Genomic DNA, 22,117 nt, shown 5'->3' on the forward strand with positions numbered 1-22,117 from the left:
ATCAAATCTCCCTTTCTGCACTCTTTTTGGGCGCTGTCTTTTTGTGTTCTGCCTTGGGCTGGCTTTTCAGCTGCTCCATGACGGACTTTTTCTTTTCCCGTTCCTCCCGATGGGCAGCGGCAGCCAAATCCATCAGGGAAATGGGCTGACCGCTGCGGGCCTGCTGTTCCAGCTCTGCCACCGCAGGCTCTTTTGCGCCATTGTTGATGATACCGTCGATCATGCCGTAATCGTCCTCCACGGCCATCTCCGCATTTTTCAGCGGATTTTCCGGCAGGAATCCGGGAATCTGGGTAAAACCAACACTGTCACAGTAATGACAGGATACCTTACCATCCTGCTTGATCGCAACGATGTCACTGACACTCATAGAAGGACTGTGAAAATCCACCGGTTTTTGCAGATTAAACTGCTCATATAGTTTTTCCAGCTGCTCCGGCACAGTGCCAGACTCCCTCAGAGGAGCTGTGTAAATGAGGTCATAATTGCTGCGGTCTATGGAAATATCATGGGTCTGTAACCAGTCCAGATTCATAAAGCGCACATTCTGCGGATCGTCACGGCTCACCTGATAGATGGCAAAGCAATCTCTGTTCTGAGCAAGAAATGCCTGTTCCCGTTCCTGCTGATGTTCCTGGCGCTCCATGACCTTTTCATGGAACTGAGGGCTTTTCTCCCATTCCTCACGGTCCACACCGAAAATGCCGCCATGATCCATGATTTCCTGCGGGTCAAATACCATACTCTCCGTATTGTCCTCATGCAGCACATAGACAGTCAAACCAGCGGCATCCAGTTCCAGCGCCAGTTCTCTGGTGACAGGGAGCATCCCATCATAGGAGTAGCCGTATTCCTGCATATCCGGTGTGGATACCTGCTCATCAGGCATAGGGTATTCATCCAGCGCCTGCTCTTGTGCTTCCGGCAGCTGGGAAGAAGCAGCCATCTGACTGGCCTCTGTCTGCATCTGCTGGTAGGCAGCTTCCTGCAAGGTCTCAATCATGGACAACGGTGCGTATTTTACCGAGTCTCTGCCCAAATCGTTGTCATCACAAATCTGGAGAACTGCCTTCATGCGGGAAATCTCCGGCATATCCAGCTGACCACCATCCAGCTCTTTCATGGACGCGGCATCGTAAAGGGTATAGTCCCAGCCGCTGTCACAGGACTGGATATGAAGATAGGTGGCATCGTCAATCAGAAACAAAGCCTCCTGCTGGTTGGCGTCCGCCCCCAGCACTTCCATTTCCGGCATTGCCACAGCCAGTTCCTTTACCGCTTTTTGCACCAGAGGATTATCACGGTAATAGTCGATTGCCTGGATGGTGTCCAGGTCAATGGTCTGGCCGGTCAAAATCGGAAAAGGTCCTTCATAGTCGCTTCCGTCTTTCAGCTCAAAACCAATGCCCTTGATTCCGTTCATTCGTTCTGCCGGAATCTCCTGATAAATGCGGATTGCTTCCTCCAAAGACAGGTTATCGTGGTATTCTCCGAGGTTTGGAAATTCCATGCACTCTGCTACATAGTAGGTCAGATCGCCGGTCTGCTGTCTATCAGATACCTTAGCGGCATCTTCTGGCTGCTCTATCGGGGCGGGTTCCGGCTCTACCTTTGCATGAGGGTCGATTCCGCGCTCTTTGCAGATTTCCTTATAGTGGCGCTCAATGTCGGAGATCAAAGTGCCGGAGGTTTTGTTGATGGTCTCCAAACTGGCTCTCAACTCTTTCAGCTCCTTGCCTTGACTCCAACTGGCAATATAGCCAAAGCTGTTTTCTCCTGTCTCAATGCCAAAATATTTGCAGACTGCATAGGAGATGCTTTCAGCCTCCACTTCTTCCGTGTGACGGTTTTTGATTGCCTGTTTTTCTGCGGTTGCATCTTCCTCAACTGCAAGACGCCATTCAAACTGATTTTCGTCCACATAACGCCAATCCATATCAGAAGCAAACTGTTCGGCTTCTTTTTCTGTGGCAAAATCCAACTTGAAATCATGCTTGGTTCCACCTTCACTCTCCTGCACAACCTTCCATGACGGTAGCATTTCATATTTTTTAGGGTCATGGAGCTTGCTGTGGGCAATCTCGTGTACTGTGGCTGAAACCGTCTGAACCTCACTCATGCCCTGACGAATGGCAATTTTCTGATGATCAGCAGAAAAATAGCCGTCCGTATCAGCGGCCATTGCTTCAAAAGTAATCGGCACCGGTGCGCTGCGGCGCAGGGCCTCCATGAATGCCTCATAGTTTGGCACATTGCCGGAAAGGGAGGAAGCAAGCTCCGGCAAAGGTTTCCCGTCGGTCTGACTCACATCAAAGACCTTGACAGGGCGAAACATGGGAATCTCGATTTCTTTTTCCTCTGTGACGATCTTTCCGTCTTTATCCAGAATCGGAGCCTTGGTATCTGGGTCCAGCTTCTGCTCCTCGATTTTCTTCTTATACGGTGTGGGAGCGATGATGGTAATGCCATGCTCGCCCTTTTTTACATGACGCTCAAACTGGTCTTTCCACTTATTGTATCCGGCTACCAATGTGGCGTCCGGCTTCTGCATATAGATGAGCATGGTGTTGTTTACCGAATAGCGGTGGAAGCGGGACATGACGGACAGATAGCGCATATACTTTTCACTCTCAAACAGTTCTTTGATGCCCTGCTCGATGCCATCTGTGATTTCCCTTAGCCGTTCTCGGTTGGTGGGTTTGTTCTCAGCCATGATTTTCAATCTCCTTTCCAAGTGTGTGATTTCTGCTGTGTGTTCTGCAATCCATGCCTTTTGTTCTTCTTCACTTTCATAAAGGAAAAGGTCCAGCAGGTATTCTACATAGGCTTTCTTCTGGATTGCTTCCACAAAACGGGGGTGCGGTTCTTCCTCCGGTGTCCTGGGAGAACAGTCGGCTTCCCATTTTTTCAACAGATAGTAGTAATCGGACAGTACGCGATAACAGCGCTGTCGATCCTCCCGAAACTTCTGTGCCTCGGTTTTTTGCCGGACATATCTCCTGCGGGGCGGGGCCTGACTGTCATAGATCAGGCCAAAGTCCTGTGCCAGTTTCTCCGCCGCTTCTTTTGGGGAGAGGTTAAAGAGCTTTGCGGTAAAGTCGATCACATCCCCATCTGCACCGCAACCAAAGCAGTGGAACCGCTGGTCTACCTTCATGCTGGGGTTCTTATCATCGTGAAAGGGACAGCAGGCCATACCAGTTCGACTGACTTTTATCCCGTAAAACTCTGCCGCTTCTCTGGTGCTGACCGACTGCTTGACCGCTTCAAATACATTCTCTGCCATGTGCCTTTAACTGCCGGACTTTTTCACAGGGGGCTGGTATCCGGCGGCTTTCGCACGCTCACTGGCAGCTTTGCGACGCTCGGCGCTGTATGGCTCCCGGACTGATACACACCGCTTGGGGACGGTAAAGTTATGGGCGTCCTTTCGGGTGATCTGGTCGGGGTGCTTTTTTGCCAGCAGTTCCAGCTTCTCCATCAGACGGGGATCGTGGGTATAGACCTCAGCCATTGATTCTGCCTGGTTATAGAGGAGAATGGTTTCCCGTTCCACTAAAGAGAGCTTCATCGGCTGCCTCCTTTCCGCTGGTCAAATTCCAGCTTGAAATTTGCATACTGTCCATCGTCCTCCAAAACCACAGTGGCATCGTAGGTCTTGCCGGTTTTCTCCGAATATAGCCCCGTCACACGGACACAGCCATCGTTCAGCAGCGCAGACACCACAGCCTTGGTCGGCTGTTTTTTCTTGGCAGCCCACCATTTGTTATTTTTCCAGATTGCAAATTTGCAAGAATCATTCTGACAGAAGAAGCCTTTTTGCAGTTCTGCAACTTCAACGCCGCAGCGAGGGCATTTACCCACCACCTCACGGAGCGGAGTGAACAGGTACTCGGTTCCCTTGATGACCTGATAAGTTCCCACCAGGTCTTTCAGCATGGTGCTGATCCCGTCCAAAAACTTCTCAGGGGCAAGCTGCCCGCGCTCGATCTCTCCCAGGCGGTACTCCCACTCGGCAGTCAGAAGCGGCGATTGCAGCTGTTCCGGCAAGACTGTGATAAGGGAAACTGCATCGTGGGAAGGAAGAAGCTGCACCGTTTTTCTGTTCTTTTTTCGCTCCAGAAAACCGGCAGATACCAGCTTTTCCAAAATACCGGCACGGGTGGCCGGTGTCCCCAGACCTTTTCGCTCGGCGTCCTCCGGCATATTCTCTTTTCCGGCAGTCTCCATTGCGGACAACAAGGTATCCTCCGTAAAGTGCTGAGGCGGACTGCTTTTGCCTTCTTTGACGATTGCCGCAGCAACCGAAAGGGTCTGTCCTTCGGTCAGCTCCGGCAGGGCTTTCTCTGCGCCCTCTTTTTTCGGCTCTGCATCCTTCATTTTGGCACGGTAAGCGTCCTCCAGTGCTTTCCATCCGGGATGCTTCACCGTTTTTCCTTTTGTGGTAAACTCCCCACCGGCACACGCTGCAATCACAACAGTTTCCGAATAGATATGGGGCTGGGCTACGGCGCACATCAGACGCAGGGCCACCAGCTCCAGCACCGCTTTTTCTCCCGCAGGAAGGGCAGAAAGGTCTGCATCCTTGAGATTTCTGGTAGGGATTACTGCGTGATGGTCGGTTACTTTCTTATCGTTGATGACCGTATGCGGATCACAGGTAATGGCGATCCCTTTGCGAAACGGCATAGCACTGGCAACCAGATTCACCAGCAACGGCAGGCTGTCTGCCATATCACCAGTCAGATAGCGGCTGTCAGTACGGGGATAGGTGCAGAGCTTCTTTTCATACAGGCTTTGTAGATAGTCCAGGGTCTGCTGGGCTGTAAATCCAAGCAGGCGGTTGGCATCTCTTTGCAGGGTAGTCAGGTCATAGAGGGCAGGCGGCTTTTCGGACTTTTCCTTGCACTCCACCTTTTTGATTGTGACATTTGCACCCTGACAGGCTTCTTTCAGCTGCTCGGCAGCGGCTTTATTCGCCATGCGCTCCCCGGATACGGTAAGACCGAGCAGCTCCAGCGCCACGGTATAAAAGGGAATCGGCTGAAAGGTGTCGATCTCAGCTTCTCGCCGGACAATGAGCGCCAGTGTTGGGGACATCACGCGCCCGATGTTGAGGGTACGGTGATACAGCACGGAAAAAAGCCTTGTCGCATTGATCCCCACCAGCCAGTCGGCCTTGGCACGGCAGAGGGCAGCATCTCGAAGTCCGTCATAGTCCGCACTGGGGCGCAGGTTTGCAAAGCCTTCCCTTATGGCGGAGTCTTCCATCGAAGAAATCCAGAGCCTTTTCATCGGCTTCTTGCAACCTGCCAGCTCATAGACGCTACGGAAGATCATCTCGCCCTCGCGTCCGGCATCACAGGCATTTACCACTTCCGTCACATCCGGGGCATTCATCAGCTTTTTGAGAATATCAAACTGCTTTTTCTTATCTTTTCCTACCACCATCTGCCAATGTTCCGGCAGGATAGGCAGATCATCATATCGCCACTTGGCATACTTTGGGTCATAGCTGTCTGCATCCGCAAGACCGGCCAGGTGGCCCACGCACCAGCTGACACGCCAGCCGTTGCCCTCCAGATACCCGTCCTTACGGACGGTTGCGCCGATCACCGCCGCCAAATTCTGGGCAACTGATGGTTTTTCGGCAATTACCAATTTATGTTGAGCCATGATGGTTCCTCCTCTCTTTGAGCCATCGGGACATTTCCCGGTGACAGATACCTACGCAGGGTCTTCCATAATTCCCGCAGCCATAGCAGGGGTGGCTGTGGGGTAAAGAAGGAGGACGGGAAGTTTCCTTCCCGCCCTCCGGTCTGCGTGTCATCATGCGTTCATAGGGACTGTCTGTGAATCGGGTCATTTCACGCTGTCCTCGTCATCTTCTTCTGTGCTGCCCCCGTCAGCGTCCGGCTCGTCCGACTCCTCATCCTCGGTTTCCCATTCCTCGGAATCTTCCTCGCCATAATCATAATCGTCCAGACTGTCATTGCCCTTGGTCTTAGGCTTATTCTTAACGAGCTTCAAGTAGGCAAATACGCCACCGCCTCCCAGCAGAGCCAGCAAAAGGACTATCGCAGCCGGGTTCAATCCGGCAGGCTTCTCTTTTTCCGGCTCCGATGTTTCTGCCGGAGGTTCCGGTGCTTTGCCCGTACATTTACTCTTATCAGTTGCGCAGACCGGGCAGGCCGTATTGACTGCCCCTGCTTCACATTTTGTTGAACAGCTACACACAGCAGCCGACTCCTCTTTGACATTTTCATCTTCCATCAGTGCCATCAAATCCGCTTCATCCACCTGGTTCAGAAAGTGAACAGCAGTCTTTTTATCCTCATTAGCCCTGTCGATCAAAATGTAAAAATAGTTGCCAGCCTTGGTGGTAACGGTAATGAGCTGCTTATTGCCACCAAAATCATCCACCAGAGCGGCATTGCCATCTGGTGTAAGTGCCGGTGCCGGTTCTGTTTCTTCCACAATCACATTGCTGTCATTGGTAGAATCCTCTGCCGGTGCCGCCGGAGCCTGTTCTGACCCCTGTGCGAAAGCAGGGATCGTAAAGCCAAATGCCACAACCATTGTCAGGCAAAGGGCGGAAAGTGTTTTGCAAATTCTTTTATTCTTCATAAGCGGTAACCTCCTGATTATTTGATTCCGACAGTGCTGTATCTCTGCCGTGGTTCATTCCACCGGAAAGCATAGCGTTCAGCTGTGCTGGAGTCATGCGTAACGCACGAACCATCTGAACGATTTCCAGATTCTCTGCCTCCGTTTTCTGTGCTTCCAGGGTCTTGAGCTTTTCCTGATATTCCGCAATCTTCTCACGGGTTTTCTCAATTTCCTGGTCGATACGTTCAATTTTATTTTTTGCCATAACCGTTCACTCCTTTCCACAAAGTCTGTTACCAGTTCATCAGGCCGTAGCCCTTAATACTTTGATAATTCAGGTCATAACTTTTGATCTTGCAGGCATCGCCGGAATTTCCCTCCACCGTATAAACACGGCTGCCATCCGTACCGATCACGATACCCACATGGTCTGCTGTCCCATCTAAATCCCAATCAAAGAAAATTGCATCTCCGGGAGCCAGATTGTTATAGCCTCTTGCACCCCATTGTCCATGAGACTGGAACCACGGAACGCCCTGCCACTCACAGCCTGCAAAGCGCGGCTCACTTTTTCCAGCCTGGTTATAACACCAGGATACAAAGCAGGCGCACCACTCCACGCGGCTGTCAAAGCCATACCAGCTCCAATAAGGATAGCCGCCCACATTGCCGACCTGACGCTTGGCCAGCTCCACCAACTGCGGATTTCCGGGACGGGTTCCATTTACAAACTGTACACCGGTCAAGTCCTCGGAATTGCTCATGTCAGGGGAACCACCGCCAAACAACAGCGGCTTATTGCCCATGGTCTGCCGGTAAACCTGATACATTTCCATCTGCTCCGGGGTCAGTAACTCCGACGCCACAGCGGAAATGGGCTTGCTGGTGAGTTTCACATTCAAAATGTAATACTCATAGGGGACTTCTTCTGAGGTGGTCTCGCCGGTCTCCGGGTCGGTGGAGGTCTCCGTGCGGTAGCGGATCTCCACTTCCTCAGTAAGCGTCAGCTGATACTGTGCTGCAAACACACGCGCCAGCTCTGCCTGAGCACTCTGCTGGGTGTAACCTTGCAAGACGGCAGACAGAAATGCTGCCAGCTCATGAGGGTCATGGCCGATCATACCAAGGTCATAGCGATACTCGTCATACCCTGGGTGGCTGCTTTCAATGTTGTCGATTTCCTCCTGCAACTGGACTTCTCTGGCTGCATAATCTGCCTCCACTGCCAGCATTTCCGGGTCATCCGACGGATAAGTAGTGCCGGAGAGAACGGAACCGATGCTCTGCGCCATCATGGAGCAGGAGGACATGGTATTCATCAGCATACAGGTAATGAGGAACAAAACCCCTGCCATCAGGAAACCCTTCTTGTGGCGCATGACGAACGCCCCTGCCTGCTGTGCCTTTTCTTTTACCGTCCTTGCGGCTTTTCCGGTTTTGGATGCAGCCTGGGCGGTATTTCCGGCAGTCTGACCGGCGTGTTTGGCGGCGGCATACTGCTTTTTAATGGCCTGCTTTTGCTGCCAGCGGGAAAACGGATTGCTGGCAAACTGGGGATTTTCCTGCAAAGATTTCTGGTACAGAACATTTACATTTGCCTTTTCCAGTTGGCGCTCTGCCTGTGCTGCTTTGCGGTACGGCTTCAGCTTGTGGCTGCGATAGCCCTCCCGCACCAGATAAGCGCCGGTCTCCACCGCCTCCTCGGACTTGTGGGCGCTTTCCACGCCCACATTGTCCTGCTCTGTTTCCCGGATCTCTTTGTGGAGCTTGCCCGCAACCAGATGGACGGGAGCTTCCCTGACTCCTTGAGAAACTTTGGAGGGTGGCTTTTTCTTGTCCTCAAAGGTCAGCTTCGAGGTCTTTTTTCCGGTATCCGGGTCAATGACCGTCTGCCTGACCTTTTTCTTTGGGATATTGGCCTGCGCCTTATCTGCTCTGGCCGCAGCTTTCTCCGCTTTACGGATCGGCTTTTCCAGTGCAGGGTCAGACCGTTCCTCATCAGTAAAGCGCAGACGCGGTTCCTTATTCAAACCATTCCCCCAGCATGAGGGAGGACATCATGTAGTGCAGCTCTGCATAAATGGCCATTCCCACCGGATCGTTGAACATACAGCCGGACAGGTAGGCATAAAACTGTGCCACCACATCGGACAGGATCTTCGCTTCGGTTCCTTCCAGAACCAGACCACCCATACCTTCCTTGGCACGGATGGCGCTCCAGACCTCTGCCAGACGGAGCAGCCCCACCTGACCGGTCTCATTCAGTTCGGCTGCCTGATCTGCCGCCGTGCGGCACTCACTTACCGCATCGGCCATGACTGTAAGCAGCTGGCTGCGCTGGGCATTTACCGCCCTGTCAAAAAACATCAGCGGATTTTTATTCAAAATGTTGGGGTTCATCATCATTCATCCTCCTTCTTTTTCAGTTCCTGGGGTTTGGTGGTCATAATGCGGTAAAGCTCGGTATTCTTCGGGAAGTGATCCACGAAAGGCAGGATTGTAGAGCCATAGAACAGCAGGCCCTCGCCCTCACCGGAGTGGGTCACATAAGATAATTGGTGTGTGGAAATACCCAGCTGCTTGGCGAGGATCTGACGGTCTCCGCCTGCCTGGTTGAGCATATACACGAAGTCCGAGTTTTCAAAGATGTTCTCCACCTCACGGCTGCTCAAAAGGTCTTTGACATTCTGGGTGATACCTGTCGGAATACCGCCCCATTTTCTGAATCGCTTCCAGATTTCCACCGTATAGGCGGCGGTCTGCTCCTCCTTCAAAAGCAGGTGCATCTCGTCGATGTAGTAGCGGGTAGACTTGTGAGCGGCACGGTTGATGGTGACACGGTTCCACACCTGATCCTGAACTACCAGCATTCCGATTTTTTTAAGCTGCTTGCCCAGTTCCTTGATGTCATAGCAGACAATCCGGTTATCAATGTCCACATTGCTCTGATGATTGAACACATTCAACGAACCCGTTACATAGATTTCCAATGCCGTTGCAATGTACTGAGCTTCTTTTTCTTCCTGCTCCCGCAGCAAGTTATAAAGGTCCTCCAAAATCGGCATATTCTCCGGCTTTGGGTCATTGAGATATTTGTTGTAAACCAACCGTACACAACGGTCAATAATGGTTTTCTGCACCGGCTGCAAGCCCTCCTTACCGCCCACGATCAGCTCACACAAGCTGAGGATAAAGTCAGACTTGAGTGACAGCGGGCTTTCATCATCCGAATAGTCCAGATTCAGATCCATCGGATTGATATAGTTGGTTGAAGTAGGTGAGATCTTGATGACCTGCCCATGCAGACGCTCAACAAGAGGTGCGTACTCCGCTTCCGGGTCACAGATAATGACATCATCACTGGTAAGCAAAAAGCAGTTGGCAATTTCTCGTTTTGCGCTGAAGGACTTACCGGAACCCGGCGTACCCAGAATCAGGCCGTTGGGGTTTTTCAGCAGCTTTCTGTCCACCATGATGAGGTTGTTGGACAGAGCATTGATGCCGTAGTACAGAGCTTCTTTCCCGTTCTGGAACAGTTCCTGCGTAGTAAAGGGCACAAAGATAGCTGTGGAACTGGTGGTCAGTCCTCGCTGGATCTCAATCTGATTGAGACCCAGAGGCAGACAGCTCATCAGCCCTTCTTCCTGCTGGAAGTCCAGCCTGGTCAGCTGACAGTTATACTTCTGAGCAATAGAGCCTGCCTGAAAGATGTTGTTGCCAAGCTGACGGGGATTGTCCGCTGTGTTCAGCACCAGAAAGGTCAAAAGGAACATTCTCTCGTTGCGGCTCTGCAAATCCTGCAAGAGTTTTTTCGCTTCACTGCCGTAGGTAGCAAGGTCAGATGGAATGATGTCCATGTCGTATCCGGCACGGACTGCTTTTTTCTGTTCCTCGATCTTGCTGCGGTCCAGGTCGGTAATCTTCCGCTTTACCGTTTTGATGGCTTTCACCTGATCCACCGACTGAATGTGCATACTCACAATGAGCGAGCTTTCCATATCCAGAAAATCAGCCAACAGACGGTCATTCAGCTCCGGTGCGAGAATCTGCAAAAAAGAAACAGTCCCGTATTTCTTGCCCATACGGAACTGCTTGCCGGTGCGGAACTCAAAGGAGCTTGGTGCAATAAAATCCTTTGTGGACAGACCGGAAGGAGCCAGCCAGTCCCATTCAAACTGAAACGGGAGTTGTTCATCCATGTGGAATACCGCATGAAGCTGAAAAAGCCTTTCTTTACCGTCCAGCGTTCTGGCAGCTACACCAAGACGCTTGAAGTTATTAAGTATATCGGTCTCAATACGCTCCAGACGGGGCTTGGCGGCTTTGATGCTGTCCGCGTCGATACCAAAGGTCAGGTATTTGGTCTTGATGAGACCGTTGTTACCTCTGGCCAGCTGATTTTGCAGCATTGTGGTGTATTCCTCGCGGATACTGTCAAAGGCGTCCCTCTGGGGCGGGATGGAAATGGAGTTAGCAAAGGTCTCCTCCGATGCCGCAAGGTTCAAAAAAGACAGCTGAAAATGAATCGAACTGTCAAAATAATTGAGGAAATCACACCACCCCTCAAAGATTGCCGTCTTATCTTCGTTTTGGGAGAGCTGATAGTTGATGTCCTGAAACTGGATGGTCTTTGTGTAGTGGCTGTCCGATACGCGGCAGATTCCGTCCGGCCATATCCGTTCATAAGGGATACTGTCCTGCGCAGATTTTCCTTTTTTGTCCGTGCGGTTAGCGCGGGCAATGGCCGCTTCGATCTGCTTCTTATCGGCGCGGGACAGTTTTTTCTTTGTCTTTACCGGCTGCACAGTTTTTTCCTCGGTTTTTCCGAACATCCGATGCAGCCATTTTTTTATTGCGGTGAACAATGTCATACACCTCCTTATCGAGCATTTCCTGCCGCTTTAATACGGCATAAAAGTTGTTGGTCTGGTAAGGTCGCTGTTTTGGACGGATCACAGCTACTTTGAGAATGTTGCCCACGATCTTTTCCAGGGGCTGTCCATGCTTTTCGTACATAGCCAGCATAAAGAAGGGCAGCATAACCAGCATCATACACATAGCCGCTACACTGTTTCCGGTAGGTTTTCTGAGCAAAAAGAAAAGCGGTACGCCAATAAGCGCTCCGCCCGTGAAGCAGATAAGCTGCCGCTTGGTCAGATTGAACATGACCTTTGTTTTGACTTTTGTTAAGTCCTTGGGTACGGGTACATAAGCCAATGTGGAAACCTCCTTCCGTTTTAGTGCGCCTGAAAGACTGATTTGGCGAGACTGCCGGTTTTGAACAGCGTAAAACATAGCAGTACGGTGTAGCCCACGCAGCTCCAGATTGCCATGATGATGTCATCTTCCAGAGCGATGTTCTGCACCAGCACAGCATAAATTGCCACGCAGACGATAATGAGAAATGCCTGAAAGCCCAGTGCCAGCAGGGATCGGAGGTAATTCTGTCCCATACCGCCCCATTCTTTGCCCATCATTGCAGCCATTGGAACGGGAGCCACCGAAGTTACAAGGTAGATCTCGATCATACGGCCATAAATAACGATAAAGATACAGATATACAACGCCCACATGGTAATGCCAATAAAGAGGGATTGGAACCACAGTCCGAACAGCGGTCCCAAATCCATTTCCATCAGCCTCGGTTCCAGATCGGTCATAACTGAGGAAATGTCAATGGACGCATCCGAATTGATAATCCCTGCCGCCTGCGCCACCACGCTCTGCGCCATATCAAAGACGCCCATCACGATATTCCATGTGTTTGTGACAATGAGAATGGCGGCAGCTGATTTGAACACCCACTTGAAAATCATCCAGGTATCCACATCATGCAGGTTGTTCTTGTCTGCAATCATCTGGATCAGGTCTACGGTCATCACGATAGCCAGGATCACACCTGCAATCGGCACCATGATGGAGTTTGACAGATTCTCAATCATATTGAAAATACTGCCATTCCATCCCTGTGGGGTCTGTCCTACCTGTACGGATATATCCGCGACCTGCTGATTTACACTGTCAAACATCCCCGAAAGGTTGCTCATAATACCGCCCACCAGCATTTCTTTCAGCCAATTTGTCAGGGCTTCAAGTAAGAAATCCATACGGTGTCAACCTCCTTTCCGCCGCCCCCGCAAAGCTGCGGGAGCGGCAAGGATTTCATGCAGAAACGCTTAGACAGAGAACAGCCCGGAGAGCAGAGGTACAAGGACCATGCCAACAACGGCTACACCAGCACCGGCCATAAGCTGCTTCATGCCCTGAGATTTGGCGCCAGGGTTGTCGTTGCCGTAACCTTCCAACAGGTTGATGACACCCCAGATACCAAGACCAGCGCCCAGAGCGATAACGAGAGTCTGAAGAACGGTAATTGCCTGTTCAAAAAATGCCATATAGTTTGTTAGCCGGAATCTGATTAAAAAATAGGTTTGTCATGTTTCATAGGCATACAAAAGCCGGAACAATCTGCCACCCGGTTTCCGGGGGCATGATTCCGGCTGTCCTCCTTTTTCATTATTTTTCTTGCGATTGTCCGCTTTGTACGCCAATGGCCTCAACAGAGGCAGTTGCGGCAAATAGATACGATCACTCCTTTCTCAGCGGAACCGTATTACACGCCCTCCGTGTCTACTTCATATACATCGCAGACCTCATCAGGCTTGAGTTTTAGTCTGGCAGACAAAAATGCTTCAATATCAAAGGTATTTCGCTTGTCTGCATCAGCTGTGTATTTGAAATTAGGGTGTCTGGTAATGTCATACTTGTCTGAAAGAAACGGACGCACACCGCGCAACTGCAAGATGCACTTGCCGCCATCCATAACTGCCAGCTCGTCCTGGCTCATCAGCTCTTTTCCCAATTTCTGATAGTTAAGCGAGTGGGAGGTCTCCCGTCCCCGGCTCTCTCCGGTGTTGTAAGTGTCTATGGTCTCCTTTCCCAGAACAGCCGCCAGCTCTTTCAGCGTTGTTGGCTCTTTGCCACCCAGGAAGATGGAAGTATCCATATTGCCGATGATGGTATCGGCATTATCTTTGTAAATTGCCTTGAGCTGGCTCTGTGCCTGCAACACCAGACAGGCAGAGATTTCACGGCTTCGGATGGTGGCCACCAGCTTTTCCAGCTTCGGAATCTGCCCGATGTTGGCACACTCATCAATCAGACAGCGCACATGAACCGGAAGCCTGCCGCCATACACATCGTCGGCCTTTTCACAAAGCAGGTTGAATAACTGGGTGTAGCACATGGAAATGAGAAAGTTAAAACTGTCATCCGTATCACTCATAATGAGGAACAGAGCCGTTTTTCTGTCTCCCAGCGTATCCAGTTCCAACTCATCGTAGGATGTAACCTCGCGCAGCTCCGCAATATCAAATACGGCAAGACGCGCACCGCAGGAAATCAAAATCGACTTAGCGGTTTTGCCAGAAACAAATTGTCAAGGACTTTTTAATCAAGTTTACAAAGAAGTCACATTTTGCGGACTTCATCACGGAGCAGACGCTTGATTTTGTCCTCCATCGTCTCTTTGGCGGTCTCGCTGAAATGGACACGGACAATATAGGTGGTCTTACCGATCTGCTTTCTGACAGTCGGGCAAGGGCTGTTGTTGGCGGTGCGGTTGGTTGCGGTATTATTCATTCAAAATCCTCCTGTAAATGAAAATAGCCCGGTGACTTTTCATCATCGGGCGGTGTCGGTATGAGGGAAGAAGGCAAGGCGGCAACTTTAAGGTATCTATAAAACCTTTGCCGCCTTTGCCATGTTTGCCTTCTTCCTGTTGTCAGTTGCGGAGATAGCAGACCCATGTTGCGCCGTCTTTCTCGGTCATAAGCCTGTCCCCGATACGGCTCTTTGCCGTCCTCATGGTGCGTGAGGAAATGCCACGGTCATTGACCGCTTTCTCAAGCTCTGCGCTCGGCATACGCTTTCCGTCTGCAAGAAGCTCAAGTATCAGCATTTCAGCCTGTGCCGTCTTACTCTCGGTCTTGGTGGTGTCCGTCCCGGCAAGAAGCTCATCGGCGGTAATGTCGTATGCGCCTATCCATTCAAAGCCTTTCTCGTCTCCCAGAGAAAAGGCAAGGGACTGTCCGGGCGGCGCAAGGGAGCTTTTCTCATGGATAAGCACCCTCGTTGTGGGGCTGTCCTTCAGCTTGCCGATAAAGAGCAGACTGCGGACTGCCGCCGTAATGTCGATAGACCCTAATCCTCGGTAGGTGCTTTGCGTTCCTGCGGCTTTGTTGAGGTGTCCTATCAGCACAATAGCGCACCCGGTAGCCTGTGCAATGTCCCCCAGACTGCGGAATATCGGGCGTACCTCGTTTGCCCTGTTCATATCCACATCTGCGCCCAGAAACGCCTGCACCGGGTCAATGATAACCAGCCTTGCGTTGTTCTCACGGATTGCCCTTGCTATGCGTTCATCGGCAAGGGTCAGCGGCGTGTCCCTGTCATCAATGACAAGCACTCGCTCAAGGTCGGCTTCGGCTTCCATCAGTCGGGGCTTGACCGTATCGCCCAGACCGTCCTCGGCGGTCTGGTAAATAATATTGAACGGCTCAAGGGTCTGCATATTGGGCAGGGGCTTTCGGTTGGTGCAAGCCGCCGCAAGGCGCATGGCAAAGTAGGTCTTGCCCTCACCGGGGTTGCCTTGAATGATAGTCAGCTTTCCGAATGGGATATACGGAAACCATAGCCAATCCACGCTCGTCAGCTCCACATCAGCCATACGGAGCATAGGGACGGGCTGGGCTGTTGGCAGCTCTCGCAGCGTGATTGTCTCGGCTATAAATCTGCGGTCTGGAATGTCCTTTTTCTGCAAGAGAACATCGTTCCAGTCCTTCCTTGCCGGGACAAGGCGAATGACCGTTATCGGCTCTGGAATGGTCTGCACAAGCCTTGTAGCGGCTTCTGCTCCTGCGGTGTCGCTGTCAAGGCAGAGGAACACTTTCTTGGTGTCCTGTCGTTCAGAAAGGAAACGCTCAAGGGCTTTGCCAGAAACGCCGCCCAGGGCAAGGTAGCTTCTTGTCTGCCAGTCCTGCGGATAAAGGCAGATAAAGGACAAAAGGTCTATGGGTGCTTCAAAGACAAAGAGCTGACTGCCGTTGCCCTCATAGCGGAACGGATAGGACTTGTCAGACCCGGCAATGTCCTGTCTGAAAGTATCTGCCGTTCCTCGCACATGGGCGTATCTCGGTGTGCCGCTTCTGTCTCTGCCGACAAACACAACATTGTGCCTTTTCTCGTCCTCGTAAATATCCCCGGAAAGAAGAAAAGCCTCAACAAGCGTTTTGTTGAGCCCTCGGCTTTCACAAAGATATTGAATTGCTCTGTCGGCTGTCCTGCTGTGCAAGGGCAAGTGGAACTCCAAAGGCGGTGCGGCGGGGACGGCTTCGGGCTGTCCTTCGCCGCATTCGCCTGTCAACATCTGAACAGCTTCGGGAAAGGACTTGCCGTAAAACTCCATGACAAAATCAATGGGATAGCCGCCCTTGCTCTGGCTGTGGCGAAACCACTTGTTTCCTCTGACGGTCAAGCTGTCGTGTTCTTTCCAGCGGTATTCTCGTCCGCTTTTGATAAGTGTCTCTCCCTGTGAACGGAGAAAATCTTCCAGACTGACGGCATTTGCCCGGTCAATCTGTGCCTGCGTGTAATTCATCGTGTCATATCCTCCTTTTTGTGTCGTATTTGGGGTTGATTTTGGAGCTTTTGTTCCGCTGTACGCTGATTAAATCGGACGGCAGTATCAATGTTTGACTTTACTTTCCAAAGCCGCTGTAAATCCTCTCTGACGGTCTTAAACTCGGCATAGGTGGTCTCATGCTCCTGTTCCAGCGTGTCATACTCTTTGGATAGCTTTCCCATATCCACCTTGCCGTCCGGGAACTCCTCGGTCAGCTTGCGCCTTGCGGTGTAAAACTGTTTCAGCTCGGCTTCATGCTCTGCCTTGTATTTCGCTCTGGGCTTCTCAAATTTGATTTTCTGCAAGCCGTCAAAGACCGGCTTCAAGCGGTGGAAGGTATCCCGGTAGTCTTGGAGCTGGCGTATGGCTTTCATTCGTGCGGTCTGGGTGTCCAGCGTTTCTTTTAGGCTGTTGACGGTTGTGCTGTGGCTCTCCACACGACTTTCCAGATCCGCAAGGGTGTAAATGCCGTTCTCACGGAGATAATTGAAAGTCTCGTTCATCTCCTTGAGGTTGCTGATTTTTCCTTTCTGCGAATAAGCCCCGGCTTTGCGCTGGGTGTAGTAGGCGTTCAGCAGAGAAACAAGGTCGGGAGCCTGCGGCTTGGCAAGCTCGGCTTTCATCTCCGCTATCCAGCCGACAAGGGCATTGATTTTGTTTCTGACCTCACGGATAAGGGCGTTGGTGGCTCTAATCCAGCGGTTGAACTCGCCCTTTTCGGTGCGTATGCCTTTCTTCTCCATAGCCCGGACGGTTGCGCCCTCGTGAATGGTGGGAAGTAAATCCACGCCCTGACGCTCATAGCTTCGGTGGTCGATACGGACATCAAGCCCTTTCTCGGCAAACTTGGCGTTGCACATTTCAGCCCATGTCTGACGCCAGTATTCCAGCGTTTCGGGTCTGCCCCAGTCGGTGGTGGGGACTGCGTTGAAAACAAAGTTTCCGTCTGCGTCCCTTATGCGGTTGCCGTCCTCGTCCAGCTCGTACACTCGGCGTTGCTTTAGTCCCCATTTGCCGTCCTGCTCGATGGGTCGGATAGGACAGAGGAAATGGAAATGGGGGTTGGGCGTGCCGCCGTCCCCATGCTCCTTTTCGTGAAAGGACACATCAACGGTCATGCCACGGCTCACAAAATGCTCCAACAAAAATTTCCTTGCCAGAGCGATATTTTCCTCAAGGGAAAACTCATTCTGCAAGGAAATCTCAAAGCTGTATGCAAGCTGGGCGTTCTTGCCACGCTCGGCTTTCTCCACGGCGTTCCATAGGGTCTGGCGGTCTGCGTATTCCGGCGGCGCATGGGGCGGCAGGAGAATTTCAGAGCAGATCACGCCGCCCTTTCGGGTGTAGTCGCTGTACTCGCCGTAATACTCGCTGTACAGCTTTTCGCCGGAACGGTAGGCGGCAGAAGCAATCGCTGACTGCCCCTCACTGCGTTTCGTTTGGTCTACTGTAAAGTGGAATAGTGCCATCGGCTTTCATCTCCTTTTCCCGGTTGATTTTGCTGATATGGGTAATCGCCATGTGGTGGACGGCTCTCTGGACTTCGGGCAGAGAAAAGATGTGTTCCATCAGCTCGATAATCTCTGTCCGGGTAAGCTCCTTGACCTCCGGGGCTACGCTCTCAATCGTGCCGCCCAGATTGCAAAGGCGGTGGGTGCGCTTCTTGCGCTCGCCCTTTTCCAGATGCTTAATCCTGTTCTCAAGACGCTGTACCTTGTGCTTCTCCTGTGCAAGCTGCGTCTCGGCTTGACGGATTTCCTCATTCAGCTTTTCAAGATTTTTTGACATTTCGTGTGACCTCCTTTTTGAAAATGGGTATAAAAAAAGACCGTCAACTTTTCGCACATTGCGACCAGTCAACGGTCTGATTTTCGGTATTCAGTTTTTCAAACTTGCTGGCGGCGAACGGTTTGTCAAAACCGTTTGCGGACGGCAAGTCCACAGGGGATAGCCGCTTTAGCGGCGCAAGGGGGTGTAGCCACCTTGACGGAACGAAGTGACGCAACATTCTCGGTCATGCAGTTTTCTTCTGCTGACGAGAATGAAGCTCCGCAGGACGCACGATACTCCCGACAGGAGAGTATAGAAGTGCGCCCTTTAGTTCCTAAAGGGATTTTTGCGTTCTCCCTTACTCTTTCTCAAAAGAAATGTAAATGCTGAAATTATCCGGTATATAGCTGATACTCAAGCCTTTTTCTTCGTTAGTTAAAATCGTACCGATAGAAACATAATCCTGTCCCTTGATTTCTTCTGATACTTCTTCAATAACAGAGAAGCCCGCTTGTTTCAAAAGTTCCATATATTCATTATACTCAGTATCACTAATATCAAGAATATTGACAGCACAATGTTCGCGTTCGGTATCAAGTATTACCCAACTAACTGTACCGGGAGGGACTGGTAGACCCTCTGTGTATTCATTTTCGGGCCATACACCTTCTTCAAGCATTGTAACACTATCCGATTGTGTGTTGCCCGAATTGTCCGTTGTTGGCGGTGTCTCTTTATTGGAACAAGCCGTCAAAGCCAGCATTAGCATAATAGCAATTACTGAAATAAATTTTTTCATTGTTACCTCCTGTTTTTGCGAATAGTCTTGACGATCTGAATTACTGCGATTACAGCCGCAACAATTCCGATAAGGAAAACTATCTGCGTTAAATCAAAGCTCAATGCACCCTCAACTTGAATATTCGTCTGTGCGTCTGCTTGTCCGATTGCTCCATCCGGTACTTTCCCAACTTTAGCAGTAGCGCAAATCACAAACGCTGTAATAGCAGTAACAAGGGCAACAATACTCGAAATAATCCCTTTCCGTTTCTGCGGTGCAGTGCTATCAATCCCTAATTGTTCTGCGGTATTTTCTGCAAACTCCTTTGGAGTGCCTAAACGCTCAATTACTTGTTGTTCTGTTTCGCCATGCTCTAAAGCAGAAGCAAAAACCTCGTTCAAATCACGCACAACTTCTTTTTTCTCTTTGCGTGGTAAACAAAGCTCTTTTTCCACTTGCTTAATGTATTGCTCTTTCATTATGACACCTCCGCTTGCTGATAAGTAGCGATAAAACCATTTACACAACTTTCGTAGTTCGCCCAAAACTCAATAAGTTCCTCTAATACTTCTTTGCCCTTGTGGGTAAGAGAATAGTATTTTTTTGAGCCGCCGTTTGCGGCAGCCGGAGCCAATCGACATTGGATTAACTCGGCTTCCTGTAAACGATACAAAATAGGATAAATCGTTCCTTCTTTTGCATAGCCCAGAACGGATGCGCTGTTGTTCAGCTCTGTAATGATTTCATAGCCGTATGTTTCTTTTCGTCCAATCAAGCATAGGAGGATCATTTCCAGAGAGCCTTTTTTGAATTGCTGTACATATCGGTTGTCCATACTCTCCACCTCGCTTTAGTTTTGCTATTTAGGAACACTAAATAGCAAAACTTATTATACACGCATCGGCAGATATAGTCAATGGGTTTAGAGAAAAAGTTACAAACAGTTCATGAAATGCAGAACGCCCAGAACAATGTCCGGGCGTTCCCATGCTCAATCATAAATCAGTTCCAGCTTCACGATTTCCTCTGCCTGTGCCTTGCACATATTCATCTTGCCGACCCAGAGCATTTGATTTTCCGCTTTCAATTCCTCGGTAATGCCGTACCGCTTCACAAGCTCCGGCAGGATCGTGTCAATACGGTGTCGGGCGGCTTCTTCAATCTCAAGGCAATGCTCAAAGAGCTTTTCGGATAGCACCAGCTCATTGAACAGGATAGGGCGGAACTCCTGCAAATAGGCTTTGCGAAGTCTGCCGTAGTGTCCAAGTGCCTTTCTCGGCTGGCGAATGGTAATGTCGGGAATGAGATAATCTCCTTGCTGTGTGTAGGTCAGTTTCATGCGGTCTGCGCTCCTTTCTGCGGCTCTCTCTGCGGTAAACTGCTGACAGGGATAAACACGCCCTTTGCAATGTCCTCGGCTCGAATGGCGGCTTTCTTTGCGTCGATTTCTGCCTATTTCTTCTCTCTGATTTTGTCCTCGTATCGCTTCTGCGCTCCGCTGGCTTTGCGCTTGAGGTAGTTCTGATGAAGCCTGTCCTTGCGTTCCTCACGCTTGCGGATTTCCTCAAGCTGTTCGGGGGTAAGCTCCACTTCTCCAAACGCCGGGGGAACGAAACGCCCAACGAAATTGAAGTAAATCTCGACCTCCTGCGTGGTCTGAATGCTGCCCTTGCGGTCACGCTCATGCACCAGGATTTTCTCGATAAACTCATTGAGCATGGCAATCGTCAGCGTGTCAAAGTTCTCGTACTTGTCAATCAGAGCGATAAATCGGTCTGCGTTCTTTTCCTGCTTCTCGTAACTGCTGACTGCCTTTTCCAGAGCAGAGATTTCAGCGGTCAGCTCCGCTTGCTCTTTTGCATATTGAGCGTCCAAAGAGTGATAGCGGCTGTCTGAAAGTTTCCCCAGAATGTTGTCCTCATAGATTTTACAGAGCAGGACTTCCAATTCGGACACTCTCTGCTTTGCGGCGGCAAGGCGTGTGCGCTGTTTCTTGACCTCTGCCGTCTGCTGGCTGGACTGCGCTTCTTGTACCACTCGGACAAACTCGGCTCGGTCATGCTTCGCATACTCGGCAATGGCTTTGAGCAGTTCGGAGACAAGGGACAGTACCACATCTTCATTGATACGGTGCTGTGTGGTGCAGAGCTTTCCGACCGGGACTTTGCTGTACTGTGAGCAGGTGTACTGTGAAATGCGCTTGCCGTTGTTGGTGCGGTGGACATACATCTTGCCGCCGCAATCGGCACAATAGAGCAAGCCTGTCAGCGGTGCGACTTCGCCCCAGCCGTCCGGGTAGCGTTTGACCTTGCTGCGGATTTTCTGCACAAGGTCAAAGGTCTCTTGGTCGATGATCGGCTCGTGGGTGTTCTCAAAAATCGTCCACTCGTCCTCTGGGACATAATGGCTTTTTTTGTCCTTGAAATGCTTTCGGGTCTTGAAATTGATGGTGTGTCCCAGATACTCACGCTTTTCAAGAATGTTGCAGATGGTAGAAGAACCCCAGCCGTACACATCTTTGAAAGTCTTATTCTTGTTCACGCCCTCGCCATGCTGTGCAAGGTAAGCGGACGGTATGAGTATCTTTTCCTCTTTCAGCTTGTTTGCAATCTGATAGGGACCCATGCCCTCGACTGTCATTGCAAAGATACGCTTCACAACCTCGGCGGCTTCGGGGTCAACCAGCCATTGGTCACGCTTCTCATTCCAGAGGTAGCCGTAAATGACCAAGCCTGTGAGGTGCTTGCCTGTCTTGCCTTTGGATTGGAAAGTGGAACGGATTTTACGGCTGGTGTCTCGTGCGTAATACTCGTTCATGATGTTGCGGAACGGGGTAAAATCATCGTCCCCTCGTGCGCTGTCCACACCGTCATTGATGGCGATAAGGCGTACTCCACGCTGGCGCAGGATTTCCATTATCTGACCGACTTTCAGATAGTCACGACCCAGACGGCTCATGTCCTTTATGCAGAGGTAGTCCACATTCCCGGCTTCAACCTCTTTCATCATTGCCAAAAATCCGGGGCGGTCAAAACAGGTGCCGGAAATTCCATCGTCCGTAAAGTGGACGGTATTGGTAAAGCCCTGTTGTGCGGCGAAGTCCTCCAACAATTTTTTCTGATTGGATATGGAATTGCTCTCGCCTTGTAAATCATCGTCACGGCTCAAACGCTCGTACAATGCTGTGATTTTCTCGCTTCTTCTCATAGCTTGCGCTCCTTTCGTTGTTGTAGGTTATATGTTTTAAGAGACTTCCTAACCGACTGATTAAGAAG

At 50.8% G+C, this 22,117-nt stretch carries 20 protein-coding genes and 2 pseudogenes; all 22 read right to left on the bottom strand.

What is annotated here, in order from left to right:
* Position 1: 1 nt before the first annotated feature.
* On the bottom strand, positions 2-3,286 hold the full coding sequence (locus tag GKG34_RS02145; RefSeq protein WP_154244524.1) for a YodL domain-containing protein: 3,285 nt from the start codon (positions 3,284-3,286) through the stop codon (positions 2-4).
* 6 nt (positions 3,287-3,292) lie between these two features.
* On the bottom strand, positions 3,293-3,571 hold the full coding sequence (locus tag GKG34_RS02150) for an immunoglobulin (RefSeq protein ID WP_154244523.1): 279 nt from the start codon (positions 3,569-3,571) through the stop codon (positions 3,293-3,295).
* Positions 3,568-5,676, bottom strand: a complete 2,109-nt coding sequence (locus tag GKG34_RS02155; RefSeq protein WP_154244522.1) for a type IA DNA topoisomerase — start codon at positions 5,674-5,676, stop codon at positions 3,568-3,570. The genes GKG34_RS02150 and GKG34_RS02155 overlap by 4 nt, the downstream gene beginning before the upstream one ends.
* On the bottom strand, positions 5,663-5,866 hold the full coding sequence (locus GKG34_RS02160) for a hypothetical protein (RefSeq protein WP_009003368.1): 204 nt from the start codon (positions 5,864-5,866) through the stop codon (positions 5,663-5,665). Before GKG34_RS02160 ends, GKG34_RS02155 begins: the two co-directional genes overlap by 14 nt.
* Positions 5,863-6,627 (bottom strand): DUF4366 domain-containing protein, encoded by a 765-nt coding sequence (locus GKG34_RS02165; RefSeq protein WP_154244521.1) that lies wholly within the window; start codon positions 6,625-6,627, stop codon positions 5,863-5,865. Before GKG34_RS02165 ends, GKG34_RS02160 begins: the two co-directional genes overlap by 4 nt.
* Entirely contained in the window at positions 6,617-6,874 is a 258-nt protein-coding gene (locus GKG34_RS02170; protein WP_009003366.1) for a DUF4315 family protein, read from the bottom strand. Before GKG34_RS02170 ends, GKG34_RS02165 begins: the two co-directional genes overlap by 11 nt.
* Positions 6,875-6,902: 28 nt before the next feature.
* The gene (locus GKG34_RS02175; RefSeq protein WP_154244520.1) at positions 6,903-8,639 is read right to left on the bottom strand and encodes a CHAP domain-containing protein; all 1,737 of its coding nucleotides are present in this window, start codon (positions 8,637-8,639) and stop codon (positions 6,903-6,905) included.
* A complete protein-coding gene (locus tag GKG34_RS02180; RefSeq protein WP_032554564.1) occupies positions 8,632-9,015 on the bottom strand; it encodes a DUF3851 domain-containing protein in 384 nt (127 codons plus the stop codon). The genes GKG34_RS02175 and GKG34_RS02180 overlap by 8 nt, the downstream gene beginning before the upstream one ends.
* A complete protein-coding gene (locus GKG34_RS02185) occupies positions 9,012-11,414 on the bottom strand; it encodes a VirB4-like conjugal transfer ATPase, CD1110 family (protein ID WP_161233786.1) in 2,403 nt (800 codons plus the stop codon). The genes GKG34_RS02180 and GKG34_RS02185 overlap by 4 nt, the downstream gene beginning before the upstream one ends.
* Positions 11,371-11,826: a PrgI family protein gene (locus tag GKG34_RS02190; RefSeq protein ID WP_005335865.1), complete on the bottom strand. Its 456-nt coding sequence runs from the start codon at positions 11,824-11,826 to the stop codon at positions 11,371-11,373. Before GKG34_RS02190 ends, GKG34_RS02185 begins: the two co-directional genes overlap by 44 nt.
* A 20-nt stretch (positions 11,827-11,846) precedes the next feature.
* Positions 11,847-12,716: a VirB6/TrbL-like conjugal transfer protein, CD1112 family gene (locus tag GKG34_RS02195; protein WP_002576236.1), complete on the bottom strand. Its 870-nt coding sequence runs from the start codon at positions 12,714-12,716 to the stop codon at positions 11,847-11,849.
* A 69-nt stretch (positions 12,717-12,785) separates the two neighbouring features.
* On the bottom strand, positions 12,786-13,004 hold the full coding sequence (locus GKG34_RS02200) for a Maff2 family mobile element protein (protein ID WP_003525154.1): 219 nt from the start codon (positions 13,002-13,004) through the stop codon (positions 12,786-12,788).
* Between the two features lie 218 nt (positions 13,005-13,222).
* Positions 13,223-14,038 (bottom strand): annotated as a pseudogene (locus GKG34_RS02205) (TraM recognition domain-containing protein); the annotation flags it as partial.
* Positions 14,039-14,079: 41 nt separating this feature from the next.
* Entirely contained in the window at positions 14,080-14,250 is a 171-nt protein-coding gene (locus GKG34_RS02210; RefSeq protein ID WP_009323508.1) for a transposon-encoded TnpW family protein, read from the bottom strand.
* Positions 14,251-14,392: 142 nt separating this feature from the next.
* The gene (locus GKG34_RS02215; RefSeq protein ID WP_154255504.1) at positions 14,393-16,267 is read right to left on the bottom strand and encodes an AAA family ATPase; all 1,875 of its coding nucleotides are present in this window, start codon (positions 16,265-16,267) and stop codon (positions 14,393-14,395) included.
* Positions 16,264-17,760, bottom strand: a complete 1,497-nt coding sequence (mobQ, locus tag GKG34_RS02220) for a MobQ family relaxase (protein ID WP_154255505.1) — start codon at positions 17,758-17,760, stop codon at positions 16,264-16,266. The genes GKG34_RS02215 and mobQ overlap by 4 nt, the downstream gene beginning before the upstream one ends.
* Positions 17,717-18,079 (bottom strand): DUF3847 domain-containing protein, encoded by a 363-nt coding sequence (locus GKG34_RS02225; RefSeq protein WP_154255506.1) that lies wholly within the window; start codon positions 18,077-18,079, stop codon positions 17,717-17,719. Before GKG34_RS02225 ends, mobQ begins: the two co-directional genes overlap by 44 nt.
* A 340-nt stretch (positions 18,080-18,419) precedes the next feature.
* Positions 18,420-18,860, bottom strand: coding sequence for a DUF6591 domain-containing protein (locus tag GKG34_RS02235; protein ID WP_009323513.1), 441 nt, complete (start codon positions 18,858-18,860; stop codon positions 18,420-18,422).
* A gap of 2 nt (positions 18,861-18,862) precedes the next feature.
* Complete coding sequence (locus GKG34_RS02240; RefSeq protein ID WP_154255507.1) at positions 18,863-19,321, bottom strand: DUF1700 domain-containing protein; 459 nt, start codon at positions 19,319-19,321, stop codon at positions 18,863-18,865.
* A complete protein-coding gene (locus GKG34_RS02245; RefSeq protein WP_009323515.1) occupies positions 19,321-19,677 on the bottom strand; it encodes a PadR family transcriptional regulator in 357 nt (118 codons plus the stop codon). Before GKG34_RS02245 ends, GKG34_RS02240 begins: the two co-directional genes overlap by 1 nt.
* 156 nt (positions 19,678-19,833) lie before the next feature.
* The gene (locus GKG34_RS02250; protein WP_009323516.1) at positions 19,834-20,181 is read right to left on the bottom strand and encodes a TnpV protein; all 348 of its coding nucleotides are present in this window, start codon (positions 20,179-20,181) and stop codon (positions 19,834-19,836) included.
* Positions 20,178-22,049: pseudogene (locus tag GKG34_RS02255) on the bottom strand (recombinase family protein). The gene GKG34_RS02250 and the pseudogene GKG34_RS02255 overlap by 4 nt, the downstream one beginning before the upstream one ends.
* Positions 22,050-22,117: the final 68 nt, after the last annotated feature.

Source organism: Faecalibacterium sp. BIOML-A4 (genome assembly GCF_009679665.1).
Classification (GTDB): domain Bacteria; phylum Bacillota; class Clostridia; order Oscillospirales; family Ruminococcaceae; genus Faecalibacterium; species Faecalibacterium taiwanense.

Excerpts from the sequence above, each read along its gene's own strand:
- GKG34_RS02145 (WP_154244524.1), bottom strand. The coding sequence starts at position 3,286 with ATGGCAGAGAATGTATTTGAAGCGGTCAAGCAGTCGGTCAGCACCAGA.
- GKG34_RS02150 (WP_154244523.1), bottom strand. The coding sequence starts at position 3,571 with ATGAAGCTCTCTTTAGTGGAACGGGAAACCATTCTCCTCTATAACCAG.
- GKG34_RS02155 (WP_154244522.1), bottom strand. The coding sequence starts at position 5,676 with ATGGCTCAACATAAATTGGTAATTGCCGAAAAACCATCAGTTGCCCAG.
- GKG34_RS02160 (WP_009003368.1), bottom strand. The coding sequence starts at position 5,866 with ATGACCCGATTCACAGACAGTCCCTATGAACGCATGATGACACGCAGA.
- GKG34_RS02165 (WP_154244521.1), bottom strand. The coding sequence starts at position 6,627 with ATGAAGAATAAAAGAATTTGCAAAACACTTTCCGCCCTTTGCCTGACA.
- GKG34_RS02170 (WP_009003366.1), bottom strand. The coding sequence starts at position 6,874 with ATGGCAAAAAATAAAATTGAACGTATCGACCAGGAAATTGAGAAAACC.
- GKG34_RS02180 (WP_032554564.1), bottom strand. The coding sequence starts at position 9,015 with ATGATGATGAACCCCAACATTTTGAATAAAAATCCGCTGATGTTTTTT.
- GKG34_RS02195 (WP_002576236.1), bottom strand. The coding sequence starts at position 12,716 with ATGGATTTCTTACTTGAAGCCCTGACAAATTGGCTGAAAGAAATGCTG.
- GKG34_RS02200 (WP_003525154.1), bottom strand. The coding sequence starts at position 13,004 with ATGGCATTTTTTGAACAGGCAATTACCGTTCTTCAGACTCTCGTTATC.
- GKG34_RS02210 (WP_009323508.1), bottom strand. The coding sequence starts at position 14,250 with ATGAATAATACCGCAACCAACCGCACCGCCAACAACAGCCCTTGCCCG.
- GKG34_RS02215 (WP_154255504.1), bottom strand. The coding sequence starts at position 16,267 with ATGAATTACACGCAGGCACAGATTGACCGGGCAAATGCCGTCAGTCTG.
- mobQ (WP_154255505.1), bottom strand. The coding sequence starts at position 17,760 with ATGGCACTATTCCACTTTACAGTAGACCAAACGAAACGCAGTGAGGGG.
- GKG34_RS02225 (WP_154255506.1), bottom strand. The coding sequence starts at position 18,079 with ATGTCAAAAAATCTTGAAAAGCTGAATGAGGAAATCCGTCAAGCCGAG.
- GKG34_RS02235 (WP_009323513.1), bottom strand. The coding sequence starts at position 18,860 with ATGAAAAAATTTATTTCAGTAATTGCTATTATGCTAATGCTGGCTTTG.
- GKG34_RS02240 (WP_154255507.1), bottom strand. The coding sequence starts at position 19,321 with ATGAAAGAGCAATACATTAAGCAAGTGGAAAAAGAGCTTTGTTTACCA.
- GKG34_RS02245 (WP_009323515.1), bottom strand. The coding sequence starts at position 19,677 with ATGGACAACCGATATGTACAGCAATTCAAAAAAGGCTCTCTGGAAATG.
- GKG34_RS02250 (WP_009323516.1), bottom strand. The coding sequence starts at position 20,181 with ATGAAACTGACCTACACACAGCAAGGAGATTATCTCATTCCCGACATT.